At 71.2% G+C, this 14,670-nt stretch carries 15 protein-coding genes; all 15 read right to left on the bottom strand.

Features of this window, described 5'->3' with window-relative positions:
• Positions 1-5 precede the first annotated feature (5 nt).
• The 15 genes from H6927_10140 to ndk all read right to left on the bottom strand — a co-directional run bounded on the left by H6927_10140 (position 6) and on the right by ndk (position 14,665).
• Positions 6-1,163, bottom strand: a complete 1,158-nt coding sequence (locus H6927_10140) for an ATP phosphoribosyltransferase regulatory subunit (GenBank protein ID MCP5218455.1) — start codon at positions 1,161-1,163, stop codon at positions 6-8.
• A gap of 106 nt (positions 1,164-1,269) precedes the next feature.
• Positions 1,270-1,461 carry a DUF2065 domain-containing protein gene (locus H6927_10135; protein ID MCP5218454.1) on the bottom strand — a complete coding sequence of 64 codons (192 nt, stop codon included), beginning with the start codon at positions 1,459-1,461 and terminating at the stop codon, positions 1,270-1,272.
• 19 nt (positions 1,462-1,480) lie between these two features.
• Complete coding sequence (locus H6927_10130) at positions 1,481-2,377, bottom strand: protease modulator HflC (GenBank protein MCP5218453.1); 897 nt, start codon at positions 2,375-2,377, stop codon at positions 1,481-1,483.
• A gap of 18 nt (positions 2,378-2,395) precedes the next feature.
• Positions 2,396-3,805 (bottom strand): FtsH protease activity modulator HflK, encoded by a 1,410-nt coding sequence (gene hflK, locus H6927_10125; GenBank protein ID MCP5218452.1) that lies wholly within the window; start codon positions 3,803-3,805, stop codon positions 2,396-2,398.
• Positions 3,802-4,962: a GTPase HflX gene (gene hflX, locus H6927_10120; GenBank protein ID MCP5218451.1), complete on the bottom strand. Its 1,161-nt coding sequence runs from the start codon at positions 4,960-4,962 to the stop codon at positions 3,802-3,804. The genes hflK and hflX overlap by 4 nt, the downstream gene beginning before the upstream one ends.
• Positions 4,963-5,087: 125 nt before the next feature.
• A complete protein-coding gene (hfq, locus tag H6927_10115; GenBank protein ID MCP5218450.1) occupies positions 5,088-5,336 on the bottom strand; it encodes an RNA chaperone Hfq in 249 nt (82 codons plus the stop codon).
• A 113-nt stretch (positions 5,337-5,449) separates the two neighbouring features.
• Positions 5,450-6,790, bottom strand: a complete 1,341-nt coding sequence (gene der, locus H6927_10110; GenBank protein ID MCP5218449.1) for a ribosome biogenesis GTPase Der — start codon at positions 6,788-6,790, stop codon at positions 5,450-5,452.
• A gap of 19 nt (positions 6,791-6,809) precedes the next feature.
• Positions 6,810-7,928, bottom strand: coding sequence for an outer membrane protein assembly factor BamB (gene bamB / locus H6927_10105; GenBank protein ID MCP5218448.1), 1,119 nt, complete (start codon positions 7,926-7,928; stop codon positions 6,810-6,812).
• Between the two features lie 23 nt (positions 7,929-7,951).
• Entirely contained in the window at positions 7,952-8,629 is a 678-nt protein-coding gene (locus H6927_10100; GenBank protein ID MCP5218447.1) for a tetratricopeptide repeat protein, read from the bottom strand.
• Between the two features lie 20 nt (positions 8,630-8,649).
• Positions 8,650-9,957, bottom strand: a complete 1,308-nt coding sequence (gene hisS, locus H6927_10095; protein ID MCP5218446.1) for a histidine--tRNA ligase — start codon at positions 9,955-9,957, stop codon at positions 8,650-8,652.
• 69 nt (positions 9,958-10,026) lie between these two features.
• Complete coding sequence (gene ispG / locus H6927_10090; protein MCP5218445.1) at positions 10,027-11,301, bottom strand: flavodoxin-dependent (E)-4-hydroxy-3-methylbut-2-enyl-diphosphate synthase; 1,275 nt, start codon at positions 11,299-11,301, stop codon at positions 10,027-10,029.
• Entirely contained in the window at positions 11,301-12,245 is a 945-nt protein-coding gene (locus H6927_10085) for a helix-turn-helix domain-containing protein (protein MCP5218444.1), read from the bottom strand. Before H6927_10085 ends, ispG begins: the two co-directional genes overlap by 1 nt.
• Positions 12,238-13,062, bottom strand: coding sequence for a type IV pilus biogenesis/stability protein PilW (gene pilW, locus H6927_10080; protein MCP5218443.1), 825 nt, complete (start codon positions 13,060-13,062; stop codon positions 12,238-12,240). The genes H6927_10085 and pilW overlap by 8 nt, the downstream gene beginning before the upstream one ends.
• A gap of 5 nt (positions 13,063-13,067) precedes the next feature.
• Entirely contained in the window at positions 13,068-14,210 is a 1,143-nt protein-coding gene (gene rlmN / locus H6927_10075) for a 23S rRNA (adenine(2503)-C(2))-methyltransferase RlmN (GenBank protein ID MCP5218442.1), read from the bottom strand.
• Positions 14,211-14,239: 29 nt separating this feature from the next.
• Positions 14,240-14,665, bottom strand: a complete 426-nt coding sequence (gene ndk / locus H6927_10070; GenBank protein MCP5218441.1) for a nucleoside-diphosphate kinase — start codon at positions 14,663-14,665, stop codon at positions 14,240-14,242.
• Positions 14,666-14,670 lie beyond the last annotated feature (5 nt).

Raw genomic sequence — 14,670 nt, 5'->3', positions numbered from 1 at the left:
ACCGTTTACAGGGACACCACGGCCCAGCGCTCGCCATGCGGCACCAGCTCGCGGTCGCAGTGAAATTCGTCCAGCTCGCCGTCCTCGCCCGGCAGCACGCGCACCACCGTCTCGCCTTCGCGGCGCAGCGCGGCCACGGCGGCGGCCAGGCCCGGCGCGTCGCCCCAGGGCGCGCGGATGGCGGCGCGCAGCGGCTGCGGCGGCACGGCGCGCACCAGCTGCTTGAGGTCCAGGCTGAAGCCCACGGCGGGCCGGTCGCGGTCGCGCTTGTGGCCGAACACCGCGCCCACGCCGTCGTAGCGCCCGCCGCGCAGCAGCGCGTCGCCCGCACCTTTGGCGTAGACCGAGAACCGCATGCCGCTGTAGTAGCCCCAGCCGCGCGCGTCGGCCAGGTCGAAGCCGATGCGCACGCCCTCCAGGCGCTCCGCCAGCCACTTCAAGTCCGATAGCGCGGCGCGCACGTCGGGCAAGGGCTGCAGGATTTTTTCGGCCTCATCGAGCACGGTGGCGTCGCCGTACAGCTGCACCAGGGCCAGCAGGCTCTGGCGCACCGCCGGCGCCAGGCCAGCGCTGGCCTGGGCCAGGGCGCTGGCGTCCTTGCTGGCCAGCGCGCGGTGGATGTCGGCGCGCGCGGCCTCGTCGCTCACGCCGGCCAGCAGGGCGCGCACGATGCGCGCGTCGGCCAGGTCCACGTTCAGGCCCTGGACGGACGCAGCGCCCAGGCAGTCCAGCGCCAGGCGCAGCACTTCCAGGTCGGCCTCGCGGCCGGCGTAGCCGTAGATCTCGGCGCCCAGCTGCAGCGGCTCGCGCGTGGCGTGCGCCCGCTCGGGGCGAGTGTGCAGCACCGGGCCGCAATAGCACAGGCGGGTGACGGCGCCGCGCCCCAGCAGGTGGGCGTCGATGCGCGCCACCTGCGGCGTGGTGTCGGCGCGCAGGCCCAGGGTGCGGCCCGAGAGTTGGTCGACCAGCTTGAAGGTCTGCAGGCTCAGCGCCTCGCCGGTGCCGGTGAGCAGGGATTCGAGGTGCTCGATGAGCGGCGGGATCACCAGCTCATAGCCATAGCCGCGCGCGGTATCGAGCAGCGCGCGACGGAGTTCTTCGATGTGCCGGGCCTCGGAGGGCAGAACGTCGGCAATGTGATCCGGCAGGAGCCAGGCGGACATGGCAAGGCCTTGGCGGCGCTGTTGAAAACAGGATTCTACCGGGCGCCTGTCGCGCTCGCGGGCGTGGGGTCGAAGGCCCGGGCGTGGCAGCCGGGCCGGCGCCGGGTCAATCGGCGTTCAGGATCAGCAGCAGCAGGCCGGCCAGCAGCGCCAGCAGGCCGACAAAGCGGATCTGCCCGTCGTGCAGCTGCAGCAGCTGCGTGAAGGCGCGCCGCCAGGCGGCGGGCGCCACCAGGGGCAGCAGGCCTTCGAGGATGAAGACCAGGCCCACGGCCGTCAGCAGGGTCTCGCCGCTCATGACGCCCTCGCCTCGCCCGTCAGCGCGCGCCCGCCGTCGCCGGCGCCTGGCGCAGGGCCTTGAAGAAGTCCGACGAGGCCGGGTCGACCACCAGCAGGTCGCCCTTCTTGCCGATGCTGGCCTTGTAGGCGTCCAGGCTGCGGTAGAACTCGGCGAACTGCGGGTCCTTGCCGAAGGCCTCGCCGTAGATGGCGTTGGCCTGGGCGTCGCCCTCGCCGCGCACCTTCTCGGCGTCGCGCGCGGCGTTGGCCACCGTCACCTCGCGCTGGCGGTCGGCGTCGGCGCGGATCTGCTCGCCCTCGGCCGCGCCGGTGGAGCGCAGCTCGTTGGCCACGCGCTGGCGCTCGGCCTCCATGCGGCGGTAGACCGACTCGGTGATCGAGGCCACGTAGTCGGCGCGCGTGATGCGCACGTCGACGATGTCGATGCCCCAGGGCTTGGCGCCCTTGACGGCGGCGGTCACCTCGCGCTTGACGTCGCTCATCAGGCTGTCGCGCTGGGAGGCGATCAGCTCGCCCACGGTGCGGCGGTTGATCTCTTCCTGGAAGGCGTTGCGCACCACGCGGTTGAGCTGCGTGGCGCCGGCGCTTTCGTCCAGCCCCACGTTGCGGATGTAGGCCTGCGGGTCGGAGATGCGCCAGCGCACGTACCAGTCGATGACCACGCGCTGCTTCTCGGCCGTCAGCAGCGGCTCGGTGTCCATGCTGTCGAGCGTGAGCAGGCGCTTGTCGATGTAGCTGACGTTCTGGAACGGCGCCGGCCACTTGAAGTTCAGGCCCGGCTGGGTGATCACGTCCTTGATCTGGCCCAGCTGGTAGACCACGCCGAACTGGCGCTGGTCGACCACGAACAGCATGGAGCCGAGCAGGCCCAGGACGATGAGAAGGGCAACGCCGAAGAATCCGATCTTGTTCATGGGATGGGGGCGTGAAAATCAGCGGAAATCCGCCGGACGGCTGCGCGCGTTGTCGCGGCTGCGGCCGTTGTCCTGGCTGCGGGAGTCGGTGGCGGGGGCCGGCGTGCCGGCGGGCGCGCTGCCGGACGCCGGCGCGCTGCCGCTGGCGGGCGCGCTGGGCGCGGGGCTGCCGGCGGCCTGCATCAGCTTGTCCAGCGGCAGGTACAGCAGGTTGCCGCCGGCGCGGCTGTCCACCAGGATCTTGTTGACGCCGCCGTAGATCTGCTGCATCGCGTCGATGTACATGCGCTCGCGCGTGACCTGCGGCGCCTTGCGGTACTCGGTCAGCACGGACGAAAAGCGCTGCGCGTCGCCCTGCGCCTGCGCCACCACGCGCGCCTTGTAGCCCATGGACTCTTCCTTCAGGCGCGCGGCGGTACCCACGGCGCGCGGCACCACGTCGTTGGCGTAGGCCTGCGCCTCGTTCTTGACGCGCTCGCGCTCCTGCGTGGCCTTGAGCACGTCGTCGAACGCGGCCTGCACCTGCTCGGGCGGACGCACGCCGCCCTGCTGCATGTTGATGGCCACCACCTCGATGCCGACCTTGTAGCGGTCCAGGATGGCCTGCATGTGGTCGCGCACGCGCGGGGCGATCTGGTCGCGCTCGTCGGCCATGGCGTTGTCCATGGTCATCTTGCCCACCACCTCGCGCACGGCGCTTTCGGCCACCTGCACCACGGCGTCGTCGGGGTTCTTGCTTTCGAACAGGTACTCGCGCGCGTCGTTCAGGCGGTACTGCACGGCGAACTTGATCTCGACGATGTTTTCGTCGCGCGTGAGCATGGCCGACTCGCGCAGGCCGGTGGCCTTCATCACCGTGTCGCGCCCCACGTCGACCGAGCGGATCTGCGTCACGCGCACGGTCTCCTGGCGCTGGAACGGCCAGGGCAGGCGCCAGTTGAAGCCCGCGCCCACCGTGGAGTGGTACTTGCCGAACTGCGTGATGACGGCCTGCTGGCCCTCCTGCACGATGAAAAAGCCCGAGCCCAGCCAGATCAGCACGGCGATGGCCGCAATCACGCCGATGCCCAGCCCGGCGTTTTTCATGTCGGGCTGGAAGTCGCCTCCGCCGCCCGTGCCGCCACGGCGATTGCCACCGCCGCCGCCACCATTGCCGCCACGCCCGCCCAGCAGGCCGCCCAGCTTGCGGTTGAAGTCGCGCCACAGCTCGTCCAGGTCGGGCGGACCCTGGTTGGAGCCGTTGCCGCGCGGGGGTTGCGGGGGCGGAGGCGGCGGGGTGGGCGAGGCGCGCCGATCGTCCGGGCGCGCAGGTTCGTCCGCGTTGGCGGGCCCGTCGCCGCGCCCCCACTGCGGGTCGTTCAGGTTGAACATGCCCCGGATCCGGCCCGGCCAACCCGCCGGACGCAAGGCATTGAAACGTGGCTTCATTCGTCGATTTCTCGGCTGTTCATCCATCCATTGTGCCCAATCGCATGTGCGCCGCCCTCGGGTGCGGTTTTGCGCGCCTGCACCGCGGCCTGCACGCGGCGCGCCAGTTCCTCGCGCAGCGGCCCCAGGCCTTCGCCCGTGCGGGCGCTGACGAAAAAGCGCGCCAGCGGCTGGCCGGCGACGTCCATCGCGTCCTGCAGCGCGGCGGGGCGCTGGCCGGGTGGCAGCGCGTCCAGCTTGTTGAACACCACCAACTGCGGTACGTCCTGGGCGCCGATTTCGTGCAGCACGCGCTGCACCTCGGCCATCTGCTCGGGAAAGGCGGGGTTGGCGGCGTCCACCACGTGCAGCAGCACGTCGGCATCGGCCGCCTCCTGCAGCGTGGCCTCGAAGGCCTCGACCAGGCCGTGCGGCAGGTCGCGGATGAAGCCCACGGTGTCCGACAGCGAGGCCGAGCCCGCCGCCTCGCCCAGGTAGAGCTGGCGCGTGGTGGTGTCCAGCGTGGCAAACAGCTGGTCGGCCGCGTAGGCGCGCGCCTTGACCAGGGCGTTGAACAGGCTGGACTTGCCGGCGTTGGTGTAGCCCACCAGCGAGATGTTGAAAGTCTGGCGCCGCTCGCGCTGGCGCCGCTGGGTCTGGCGCTGGCGCTTGACCTTGATGAGGCGCTCCTTGGTGCGCTTGATGGCCTCGCCGATCATGCGCCGGTCCAGCTCGATCTGCGTCTCACCCGGGCCGCCGCGCCCGCCGATGCCGCCCTGCTGGCGCTCCAGGTGCGACCAGCGGCGCACCAGGCGGGTGCTGAGGTATTGCAGGCGCGCCAGCTCCACCTGCAGCTTGCCCTCGTGGCTGCGCGCGCGCTGGGCGAAGATCTCGAGGATGAGCAGCGTGCGGTCGTTGACCGGCAGGCCGATGGCGCGCTCCAGGTTGCGCTGCTGCACGGGCGAGAGCGCCTGGTCGAACAGCACCTCCTGCGCGCCTTCGGCGGCGGCCAGCAGGCGGATTTCGTCGGCCTTGCCGCTGCCCACGAACAGGGCGGCGTCGGGCGCGGGGCGCTTGCAGGTCAGGCGCGCCACCGGCTGCATGCCGGCGGTCTCGGCCAGCAGGCCCAGCTCGACGAGGTCGCGGTCGAAGTGCGGCGCGCCCAGGTCGACGCCCACCAGGACGGCGGCGGTACGGGGCGCGGCGGGAGCGGGTGACAACGTCGGGTGCAGCGGGACGTTCGTTGCCGGTTTGCTACAAGACAAGGAGCTGCTTGCGCAGACCGGACAACGTCAAGACGAGGTTATTGCTCGGATTCGGCGGTCTCGGCGGCGGTGCTGAAATTGACCGCGCGGCCCGGCACGATGGTCGAGATGGCGTGCTTGTAGACCATTTGCGTGACCGTGTTGCGCAGCAGCACGACGTACTGGTCGAAGGATTCGACCTGCCCCTGCAGCTTGATGCCGTTGACCAGATAGATCGACACCGGGATGTGCTCGCGGCGCAGAGTGTTCAAAAACGGGTCTTGTAGGAGTTGCCCTTTGTTGCTCACGATATTCTCCGTGTTCCGTTCGGAAGTTGAGTTGAAGAGGATGGAAGGTACCACATGGGGACGCCACGGACGAACACAAGGGGCGATGGGCCCCTTTCGTGTGCCGATCCGTCCTACGCGTCCTTGTCGGCGTAGGGGTTGTGCGCCGTCTTCATCTCGATGCGCAGCGGCGTGCCCACCAGGTCGAAGGCCTTGCGGAAGCGCCCTTCGAGGTAGCGCTTGTAGACCTCGGTGACGCCCTCGAGCGAATTGCCGTGCACCACGACGATCGGCGGGTTCATGCCGCCCTGGTGGGCGTAGCGCAGCTTGGGGCGGTACATGCCCGAGCGCTTGGGCGTCTGGAACTGCACCGCTTCCTGCAGCACGCGGGTGAGCTGGGGCGTGGGCAGCTTGCGCATGGCCGCCTGGTGCGCCTGCGTGATCGACTTCCACACCGGGCCCAGGCCCTGGCGCTTTTGCGCCGAGATGAAGTGCATGTTGGCGAACTTCAGGAAGCCCAGGCGCGCCTCGATGTCGCGCTGCACCCATTCGCGCCGGTAGGCGTCCACCGCGTCCCACTTGTTGACGGCCACCACCACGGCGCGCCCGGCCTCCAGGATGAAGCCGGCGATGTGCGCGTCCTGGTCGGTCACGCCCTGCGTGGCGTCCAGCAGCAGCAACACGACGTGGGCCGACTCGATGGCCTGCAGGGTCTTGACGACCGAGAACTTCTCGATCGCCTCGAACACCTTGCCCTTGCGGCGCAGGCCGGCCGTGTCGATCAGCGAGAACTTCTGCCCGCCCTTTTCGAAGGGCACGCGGATGGCGTCGCGCGTGGTGCCGGGCATGTCGAAGGCCACCAGGCGCTCCTCGCCCAGCCAGGTGTTGATGAGGGTGGACTTGCCCACGTTGGGGCGGCCGGCCACGGCCAGGCGGATGCTGCCGTCGTCCTCGGGCTCGTCACCCTCCTCGCCTTCGGGCAGCGCCAGCGCGTCCAGCGCCGCCTCCAGCATGCCGCGCACGCCCTGGCCGTGGGCGGCCGAGACGGGCACCACCTCGCCCAGGCCCAGCTCGTAGAACTCGGCCAGCTGCGCGCCCTCGGTCATGCCCTCGGCCTTGTTGGCCACCAGCAGGCAGGGCTTGCCCAGGCGGCGCAGGTAGTTGGCGATGTCGTGGTCCTGCGCCGACAGGCCGGCGCGGGCATCGACGATGAAGATCACCGCGTCGGCCTCGGCCACCGCCTGGCGCGTCTGCTTGGCCATCTCCTTGTAGATGCCCGACTCGGCCGTGGGCTCGAAGCCGCCGGTGTCGATGACGATGTACTCGCGCGCGCCCAGGTGGCCCTGGCCGTAGTGGCGGTCGCGCGTGAGGCCGGCAAAGTCGGCCACGATGGCATCGCGGCTCTTGGTCAGCCGGTTGAACAGCGTGGACTTGCCGACGTTGGGGCGGCCCACCAGGGCCAGGACGGGTTTCACGCGGTGCGCCTTGGGTCGATCAGTCGGGTCGGTAGGCGTACACGCCGCCGGCACGGGTTACGACAACCAGGGTGTTGCCCGCGGCCACCGGCGTGGCGGCAATGCCCGAGCCATCGGTCGTCAGGCGGTCCAGCGCGCTGCCGTCCTGGCGCGACAGCAGGTGCACCAGGCCCGTACCGTCGCCCAGCACCACCGAGCGGCCCAGCACCAGCGGGCCGGTCAGCTCGCGCCACTTCAGGCGCTCGGTCTGCCAGGCGCGCTCGCCGGTGGCGGCGTTCCAGGCCATCACCGTGCCGTCGGCCTCGGCGCCGTACAGGTTCTTGTCGTCGCTGGCCAGGCCGGTGGCGCCGTTGGCCGGCTTGCTCCAGCGCAAGCTGCCCTGGGTGGTGTCGACACAGCCGACGGCGGTCTGGAAGGCGCGGGCGCAAATCACCGGCCCCTCGCGGCCGACGCCGGCCACCAGGTCGACCAGGCGCTCGACGTCGTTGGTGCCGCGCGCCGAGGCGATGGGCGCCTCCCACAGCACGCGGCCGTCGTCGGGGTCGACTCCCACCAGGCGCCCGGCCAGCCCGGCCACCAGGGTGTTGCCCACCGGCAGCAGCACGCCGGCCTGGCGCAGCACCAGCGGCTCGGCCGGGCGCTGCAGGCTCCACAGCTTGGCGCCGTTGCCGCCGTCCAGCGCGGTCAGCGAGCGGTCGGCGCCCAGCACGAACACGCGCCCGCCGGCCACCAGCGGCGCGGTGTAGCTTTGCGTGGGCAGGCGATGGCGCCACAGCACGCGCCCACCCGCCAGCGCCACCACCTCGTTGGCGCGCGTGACGACGGCGGCCATGCGGCCGTCGCCGCCCACACCGGCGCTCAGGGGCGCGCCGACGCCGGCGCGGCCCAGCTCGGCGCCGTTGCGGGCGTCCAGCGTCACCACCGTGCCGTCGCCGCTGGCCAGCAGCACCTGGCTGCCCAGGGTGTGCACCTGCAGCGGAAACGCGATCGGCGCCAGCGTGGCGTGCCAGGCCTGGCGCACGCCGATCAGATCGACGTTGGGCGGCAGCTCGGCCGGCTTGGGCCGCGGCGAGCCGCTGGCGCAGCCGGCCAGCACGGCGGCGGCCAGCAGGGCCAGCGCGCCGGCCAGGCTGCGCAGGCTGGGCGTCGTCACGGGCCGGCTCACGAGGCGGCTCCCGCCGCGGCAGCCTTGGCCTCGGGGTCGATGCCCAGCGCGTTGAGCTTGATGGCCACCAGGCGCCGGTAGTCGCCGCGGTCGGCGCCCAGGCCCTGGTAAGCCTTGCCGAACTCGGCGGCGGCCTCGCTGCGCTTGCCCTGCAGCAGCAGCACGTCGCCGCGGCGGTCGGCCGCCAGCGGCACCATGGCTGCCGGGAAGCTGGCCGACAGGGTCTTCAGCGCCTCGTCATACGCCTTCTCGCCGGTCTGCAGCGAGGCCAGGCGCAGGCGCGCCACGGCCTGCAGGCCGTCGTCGGGCGCCTTGTCGGCCACCCAGGCCAGCGCGGCACGGGCCTCGGCGGCCTTGCCCTTCTCATCGAGCACCTTGGCCGCCAGCAGGGCGCCCTGCGCGGCGTAGGCGGTGCGGCCGAAGCGATCCTTGATGTCACTGAGCACGCGCTCCAGGTGCGGCACGTCGCCGGCGTCGGCGCTGCGCTCCAGCTCGGAGTACAGCGCCGCGGCCTGCGCGCCCTGGCGGCGCTGCCAGTAGTTCCAGCCGTTCCAGGCCGCGTAGGCGCCCAGCACGACGATCAGCGCCCAGGTGATGAGGTTGCCCCAGGTGTTCCAGAAGTGGCGCAGCTGGTCGAGCTGTTCCTGCTCTTCGAGGTCGAGGTGTTTGGCCATGGGCGGTCGTCAGGATCGGATCAAACGGGGGATTTTAGGCGGTCGGCCCAGGCGGCCGGCTCGGCCAGCGGCTGGCGCGTCTGCGCGCCGGCGCCGTCGCGCAAGGCCTTGACGGTGACCTCGCCGGCGGCGATTTCGTCGGCGCCGAAAACGAGGGCAAAGCGCGCGCCCGAGGCGTCGGCCTTCTTGAACTGGCTCTTCATGCTGCCCAGGCCGGCCTCGCCGCCGGCGTGCATCTGCACCGCCACGCCGCATGCGCGCAGGGCCTGCAGGCAGGGCATGGCGGCGGCCACGCTGGCCGCGTCGGGCAGGATGGCGTAGGCGTCGGGCACGGGCTGCGGTGGGTGCACGCCCTCCTCGGCCAGCAGCTCCAGCACGCGCTCCACGCCCATGGCCCAGCCGACGGCGGGCGCGGGCTTGCCGCCGATCTGTTCGACGAGGTAGTCGTAACGCCCGCCGCCGCAGATGGTGCCCTGCGCGCCCAGGCTTTCGGTGATGAACTCGAACACCGTCAGGTTGTAGTAGTCCAGCCCGCGCACCAGGCGCGGGTTGATCGAATACGGCACACCGGCGGCGCGCAGGATGGCCTGCACGGCCTCGAAGTGGGCGCGCGAGGCCTCGCCCAGATGGTCCAGCAGGCGCGGCGCGCCCTCGACCAGGGCCTGCATCGCCGGGTTCTTGGTGTCCAGGATGCGCAGCGGGTTGCTGTGCAGGCGCCGGCGCGCGTCCTCGTCCAGCTGCTCGGCGTGCGCCTCGAAATACTGGATCAGCGCCGCGCGGTGGGCGCGGCGCTCGTCGGGCTGGCCCAGGCAGTTCAGTTCGAGCCGCCAGTTGCGGATGCCCAGCGCGGCCCACAGGTGCACGGCCAGCAGGATCAGCTCGGCGTCGACCTCGGGGCCGCCAAAGCCCAGCGCCTCGGCGCCGATCTGGTGGAACTGCCGATAGCGGCCGCGCTGCGGGCGCTCGCGCCGGAACATGGGGCCCATGTAGTACAGGCGCTTGCCGCCGTCGTACAGCAGGTTGTGCTCGACCACGGCGCGCACCAGGCCGGCCGTGCTTTCGGGGCGCAGGCTCAGGTGGTCGGCGCGGCCGTGCTGGTCGGGCCGGTCCTCGAAGGAGTACATCTCCTTTTCGACCACGTCGGTGACCTCGCCCAGCCCGCGCGTGAACAGCTGGGTGTGCTCCATGATGGGCGTGCGCACGTTGCGGTAGGCGTGCGCGGCCATGGCGCGGCGCACCACGTCCTCCAGCCATTCCCAGCGCGCCGAGTCCGGCGGCAGGATGTCGTTCATGCCCTTGATGGCGCTGATGCGAGACGATCCAGACATTGGAATACTGTTATTTTGATAGCTGCTCGCGCATGTTTGACGCGGGCCACAGCCTTGTTTGGCTTGAAATCAGGAGCCGCCCGGGCCAAAACGCTGCTCGATGTAGCGCTCGACCAGCTGGTGAAACTCCTGCGCGATGTGCTCGCCGCGCAGCGTCACCGCCTTCTGGCCGTCGATGTACACCGGCGCGGCCGGCATCTCGCCGGTGCCGGGCAGGCTGATGCCGATGTCGGCGTGCTTGCTCTCGCCCGGGCCGTTGACGATGCAGCCCATCACCGCCACGCGCAGCGCCTCCACGCCGGGGTACTTGATGCGCCACACCGGCATCTGCGCGCGCAGGTGGTCGTCGATCTGCTTGGCCAGCTCCTGGAACACGGTGCTGGTGGTGCGCCCGCAGCCCGGGCAGGCGGTGACGCTGGGCACGAAGGTGCGCAGGCCCAGCGCCTGCAGGATCTCGCTGGCCACCACCACCTCTTGCGTGCGCGCCTCGCCGGGCTGCGGCGTGAGGCTGACGCGGATGGTGTCGCCGATGCCCTCCTGCAGCAGGATGGCCAGCGCGGCGGTGGACGCCACCGTGCCCTTGGTGGCCATGCCGGCCTCGGTCAGGCCCAGGTGCAGGGGGTAGTCGCAGCGGCGCGCCAGCTCGCGGTACACGGCGATCAAATCCTGCACGCCGCTGACCTTGCACGACAAGATCACCTGCGCCGGCGCCATGCCCAGTTTGACGGCGCGTTCGGCCGAGCCCAGGGCCGACTGGATCAGCGCCTCGTACATCACCTGGCGCGCGTCCCAGGGCTCGGGGCGGCGGGCGTTGTCGTCCATCAGGGCGGCCAGCAAATCCTGGTCCAGGCTGCCCCAGTTGACGCCGATGCGCACCGGCTTGTCCCACTTCAGGGCCGCCTCGATCATCTGCGCGAACTGGGTGTCGTGCTTGGCGCCCTTGCCCACGTTGCCGGGGTTGATGCGGTACTTGGACAGCGCCTGCGCGCAGTCGGGGTGTTCGGTCAGCAGGCGGTGGCCGTTGTAGTGGAAGTCGCCCACCAGCGGCACGTCGCAGCCCATGCGGTCGAGCCGCTCGCGGATGGGCGCCACCTGGGCCGCGGCCTCGGGCGTGTTGACGGTGATGCGCACCAGCTCGCTGCCGGCCAGGGCCAGCTCTTTCACCTGGCGCGCGGTGGCGGCCGCGTCGGCCGTGTCGGTGTTGGTCATGGACTGCACGCGCACCGGCGCGTCGCCGCCCACGGTGACCACGCGCGCGCCCCAGGCCACGCGCGCCTGGCGCGAGTGGCGTGCCGCCGGTTGCGCCACGGCAATAGCCTGCGGGGCTGTCACGGCCTGATCCATCACTTGACCTGAAAACGCGCCACCGTACTGGAACCGAGCGAGCGGATGTCGAACGGCTGGCCATGCACCGTGGCCTGCACCGCGTCCTTGCGCCCGATGGTGACCGACAGCGGCAACGCGCCGTCCAGCGTCACGCTTTCGCCGGCCTTGAGGGCGCGGTTGATCAGGGGCTTGTCGTTGGCGTCGTGCACCGTCACCCAGCTCTCGCCGCTGGCGCTCAGGCTCAGCGGCGCGTTGCTGGACGTGGCCACGGCCGCCGGCGCCGAGGCAGGCGCCTGCGCAGCCGACGCTGGCGTGGCTGCCGCGGACACCGGTTCCGGCGCCGCGGTTTCGGCGGCTGCGGGAGCGGGAGCCGGCGGCTCGGCCGGCACCGGCTCGGCGGCGGGCGCCGCGGCGTCGGTGCTGGCGTCGGGCATCGCAGCCGGCGCGGGCTCGGTCAGGCGAATCGGCCAGGTGGGCCACAGCCACAGCAGCGCGGCGCCCAGCAGCAGCACGGCGATGACGGCCAGCAGCGGGCGCGAGAAGGCGCTCGACAGCGCGGCCACGCCGCTTTCACCCGCTGGGTGAAACGGCTCGTTGACGTTGGAGACGGGCGCACGCAGGCCCGCGGCAGGGGCCGGCATGAGGGCCAGCACCGGTGCGGGGTCGACGCCGAAGGCGCGGCAGATGGCCGAGGCCAGCGCGCGGGCGAAGGTCACGTCGGGCAGCTGCTCGAGCCGGTCGTGCTCCAGCGCATCGAGCTTGGACAGCGACACCTTCATGGCGCTGGCCAGCACGCCGGCGTCCACCCCGGCGGCCTCGCGCATCTGGCGCAGCATGGCGCCGGCCGACGCGGGCGCGCTGGACGGCACGGGCGCCGCCTCCAGCGAAGCCGGCAGCGTGGCGTCGAGCGAAGCCGGCCGCGTGGCGTCCAACGGACCGAAGCCGGACTGGGGTTCAATCATCGAATCGCCCCCGCTCGTAGGCAATCAGCTCGCTGGAGGCCGGAAAGCGCCGGCGCAGCTGGCCGGCCAGCTGCTCCATGGCCTTGCGGTCGTTCAGGCGGTGCTCGACCTTGATGCCCAGCCACAGCGACTGCGCGTTGGCCAGCTCGCTGTTGTTGAGCCGCCGGATGTAAAAGCGCGCGCGCTCGTTGTCGCCACGCTGGTACAGCAGCAGCGCCAGGTTGTAGGCGGTGACGGGGTTGCCGGCATCCAGCTCGTAGGAGCGCATCAGCGTCGCCTCGGCCTGCCGGGCCTGGCCGGCGCGCGCCTGGCAGATGCCCTGCACCATCAGGGTTTTGGCGCGGCCCAGGTAGGCCGGGACCGCGACGGCGCGCTCGAACAGGGCCTGCGCCTCGGCGTAGTGGTCGGCCTGGCATTGCAGCCAGCCCAGGTTGTGCATGGCGTTGGCGTTCTGCGGGTCGAGCTCCAGCGCCCGGTTGAAGTGCGTGAAGGCGCGCGCGTTGTCGCCCAGGGCCGCGTAGATGCTGCCGGCCACGTCGTAGGCCTTGGCGTAGCTGGGATCGGCCTGCAGGGCAGCCTTGACGGCATCCAGCGCCACCGGGTACTGGCCGTTTTCGTAGTAGCCGCTGGCCAGCGCCAGATGGGTTTCGGCGCGCTTGCGCGCGGCGCTGTCGTCCATGGAGGTCGCCAGCTCGGAGGGCGCGGCGCCCGATGCCCCGCCAGGGGCGGCGCAGCCGGCCAGCAGCGCCGATCCGGCCAGGGCCAGGGCGGCCAGGGCCAGCAAAACGCGGGGGCGGTGCGGCAACAGGGTCTTCATCCGGTCTATCCTTCGGGTGCGTCGGCGCGCCGGCGCGTGTAGCTGCGCTGGCGCGCCATGCGCTCGTGCACGCGGGTGCGGTCCTGCACGTCGCCGGCCAGTTGGCCGCAGGCGGCGTCGATGTCGTCACCGCGCGTCTTGCGCACGGTGGTGACGATGCCGGCGTCGTTCAGCGCCTTGCCGAAGGCCAGCACGCGCGGCATCGGCGAGCAGACCAGGCCCGACTGCGGGAACGGGTTGAACGGAATCAGGTTGAACTTGGCGCGCAGGCCTTGCGCGCCGTGGCGGCGCATCAGCGCGATCAGCGCCTGGGCGTGCTCGGGCGAATCGTTGACGCCGTCGAGCATGACGTACTCGAAGGTGATGAAGTCGCGCGGCGCGTGCGGCAGGTAGCGCGTGCAGGTGGCCAGCAGCTCGTCGATGGGGTGCTTGCGGTTGAGCGGCACCAGGTGCGTGCGCAAGGCGTCATCCGGCGCGTGCAGCGACACCGCCAGCGCCACCGGGCAGTCGCGCGCCAGCCGGTCGATCATGGGCACCACGCCCGAGGTGGACACCGTCACGCGCCGGCGCGACAGGCCGTAGCCGTGGTCGTCGAGCATGGTGCGCAGGGCGGGCAGCACGCGGTCGTAGTTCTGCAGCGGCTCGCCCATGCCCATCATCACCACGTTGGTGATGACGCGCTCGTCCCGGCCCAGATGCCGGCGCAAAAAGTGCTCGGCAAACCACAGCTGGCCGACGATCTCGCCCGTCGTCAGGTTGCGCGAGAAGCCCTGATGGCCGGTGGAACAGAAGCGGCAGCCCACCGCGCAGCCGGCCTGCGAGGAAATGCACAGCGTGCCCCGATCATCCTCGGGGATGAATACCGTCTCGATCGCGTTGCCGCCGCCCACGTCGAACAGCCACTTGATGGTGCCGTCCTTGGAGATGTGCTGCGTCGTCACCGCCGGCGCCGCCACGTGGGCGCTGCCGGCCAGCTTGTCGCGCAGCGACTTGGCCAGGTCGCTCATCTGGCCGAAGTCGGCCACGCCGCGCTGGTGAATCCAGCGAAACAGCTGCGTGGCGCGAAAGCGCTTTTCGCCCAGCGTCTCGCAGAACGCGGCCAGCGCGTCCAGGTCGAACTCGAGCAGATTGACGCCAGGAAGGGACATGCCAGAGGGGCTTGGCGCCCCGCCAGGAATCAACGGGAGTAAATCGACAGGCCGGGGAAGAAGAAGGCCACTTCGACGGCCGCCGTCTCGGGCGCGTCGGAGCCGTGCACGGCGTTGGCGTCGATCGAGTCGGCGAAGTCGGCGCGGATGGTGCCCTTGTCGGCCTTCTTGGGGTCGGTGGCGCCCATCAGGTCGCGGTTCTTGGCGATGGCGCCCTCGCCTTCCAGCACCTGGATCATCACCGGGCCGGAGATCATGAAATCGACCAGGTCCTTGAAGAAGGGGCGCTCCTTGTGCACGGCGTAGAACTGCTCGGCCTCACGGCGCGACAGGTGCTGCATGCGCGCGGCAATGATCTTCAGGCCGGCGGCCTCGAAGCGGGCGTAGATCTGGCCGATGACGTTCTTGGCGACGGCGTCGGGCTTGATGATGGACAGGGTGCGTTGGGTGGCCATGGATG

This window comes from Burkholderiaceae bacterium, assembly GCA_024235995.1.
Lineage (GTDB): Bacteria > Pseudomonadota > Gammaproteobacteria > Burkholderiales > Burkholderiaceae_C > Ottowia.
The sequence above is the reverse complement of the archived record's forward strand: the minus strand, read 5'-3'. Positions and strand labels throughout refer to the sequence as shown.

Coding starts and splice junctions, on each gene's coding strand:
- H6927_10140 (MCP5218455.1), bottom strand. CDS start 1,163: ATGTCCGCCTGGCTCCTGCCGGATCACATTGCCGACGTTCTGCCCTCC.
- H6927_10135 (MCP5218454.1), bottom strand. CDS start 1,461: ATGAGCGGCGAGACCCTGCTGACGGCCGTGGGCCTGGTCTTCATCCTC.
- H6927_10130 (MCP5218453.1), bottom strand. CDS start 2,377: ATGAACAAGATCGGATTCTTCGGCGTTGCCCTTCTCATCGTCCTGGGC.
- hflK (MCP5218452.1), bottom strand. CDS start 3,805: ATGAAGCCACGTTTCAATGCCTTGCGTCCGGCGGGTTGGCCGGGCCGG.
- H6927_10100 (MCP5218447.1), bottom strand. CDS start 8,629: ATGGCCAAACACCTCGACCTCGAAGAGCAGGAACAGCTCGACCAGCTG.
- hisS (MCP5218446.1), bottom strand. CDS start 9,957: ATGTCTGGATCGTCTCGCATCAGCGCCATCAAGGGCATGAACGACATC.
- ispG (MCP5218445.1), bottom strand. CDS start 11,301: ATGGATCAGGCCGTGACAGCCCCGCAGGCTATTGCCGTGGCGCAACCG.
- H6927_10085 (MCP5218444.1), bottom strand. CDS start 12,245: ATGATTGAACCCCAGTCCGGCTTCGGTCCGTTGGACGCCACGCGGCCG.
- pilW (MCP5218443.1), bottom strand. CDS start 13,062: ATGAAGACCCTGTTGCCGCACCGCCCCCGCGTTTTGCTGGCCCTGGCC.
- rlmN (MCP5218442.1), bottom strand. CDS start 14,210: ATGTCCCTTCCTGGCGTCAATCTGCTCGAGTTCGACCTGGACGCGCTG.
- ndk (MCP5218441.1), bottom strand. CDS start 14,665: ATGGCCACCCAACGCACCCTGTCCATCATCAAGCCCGACGCCGTCGCC.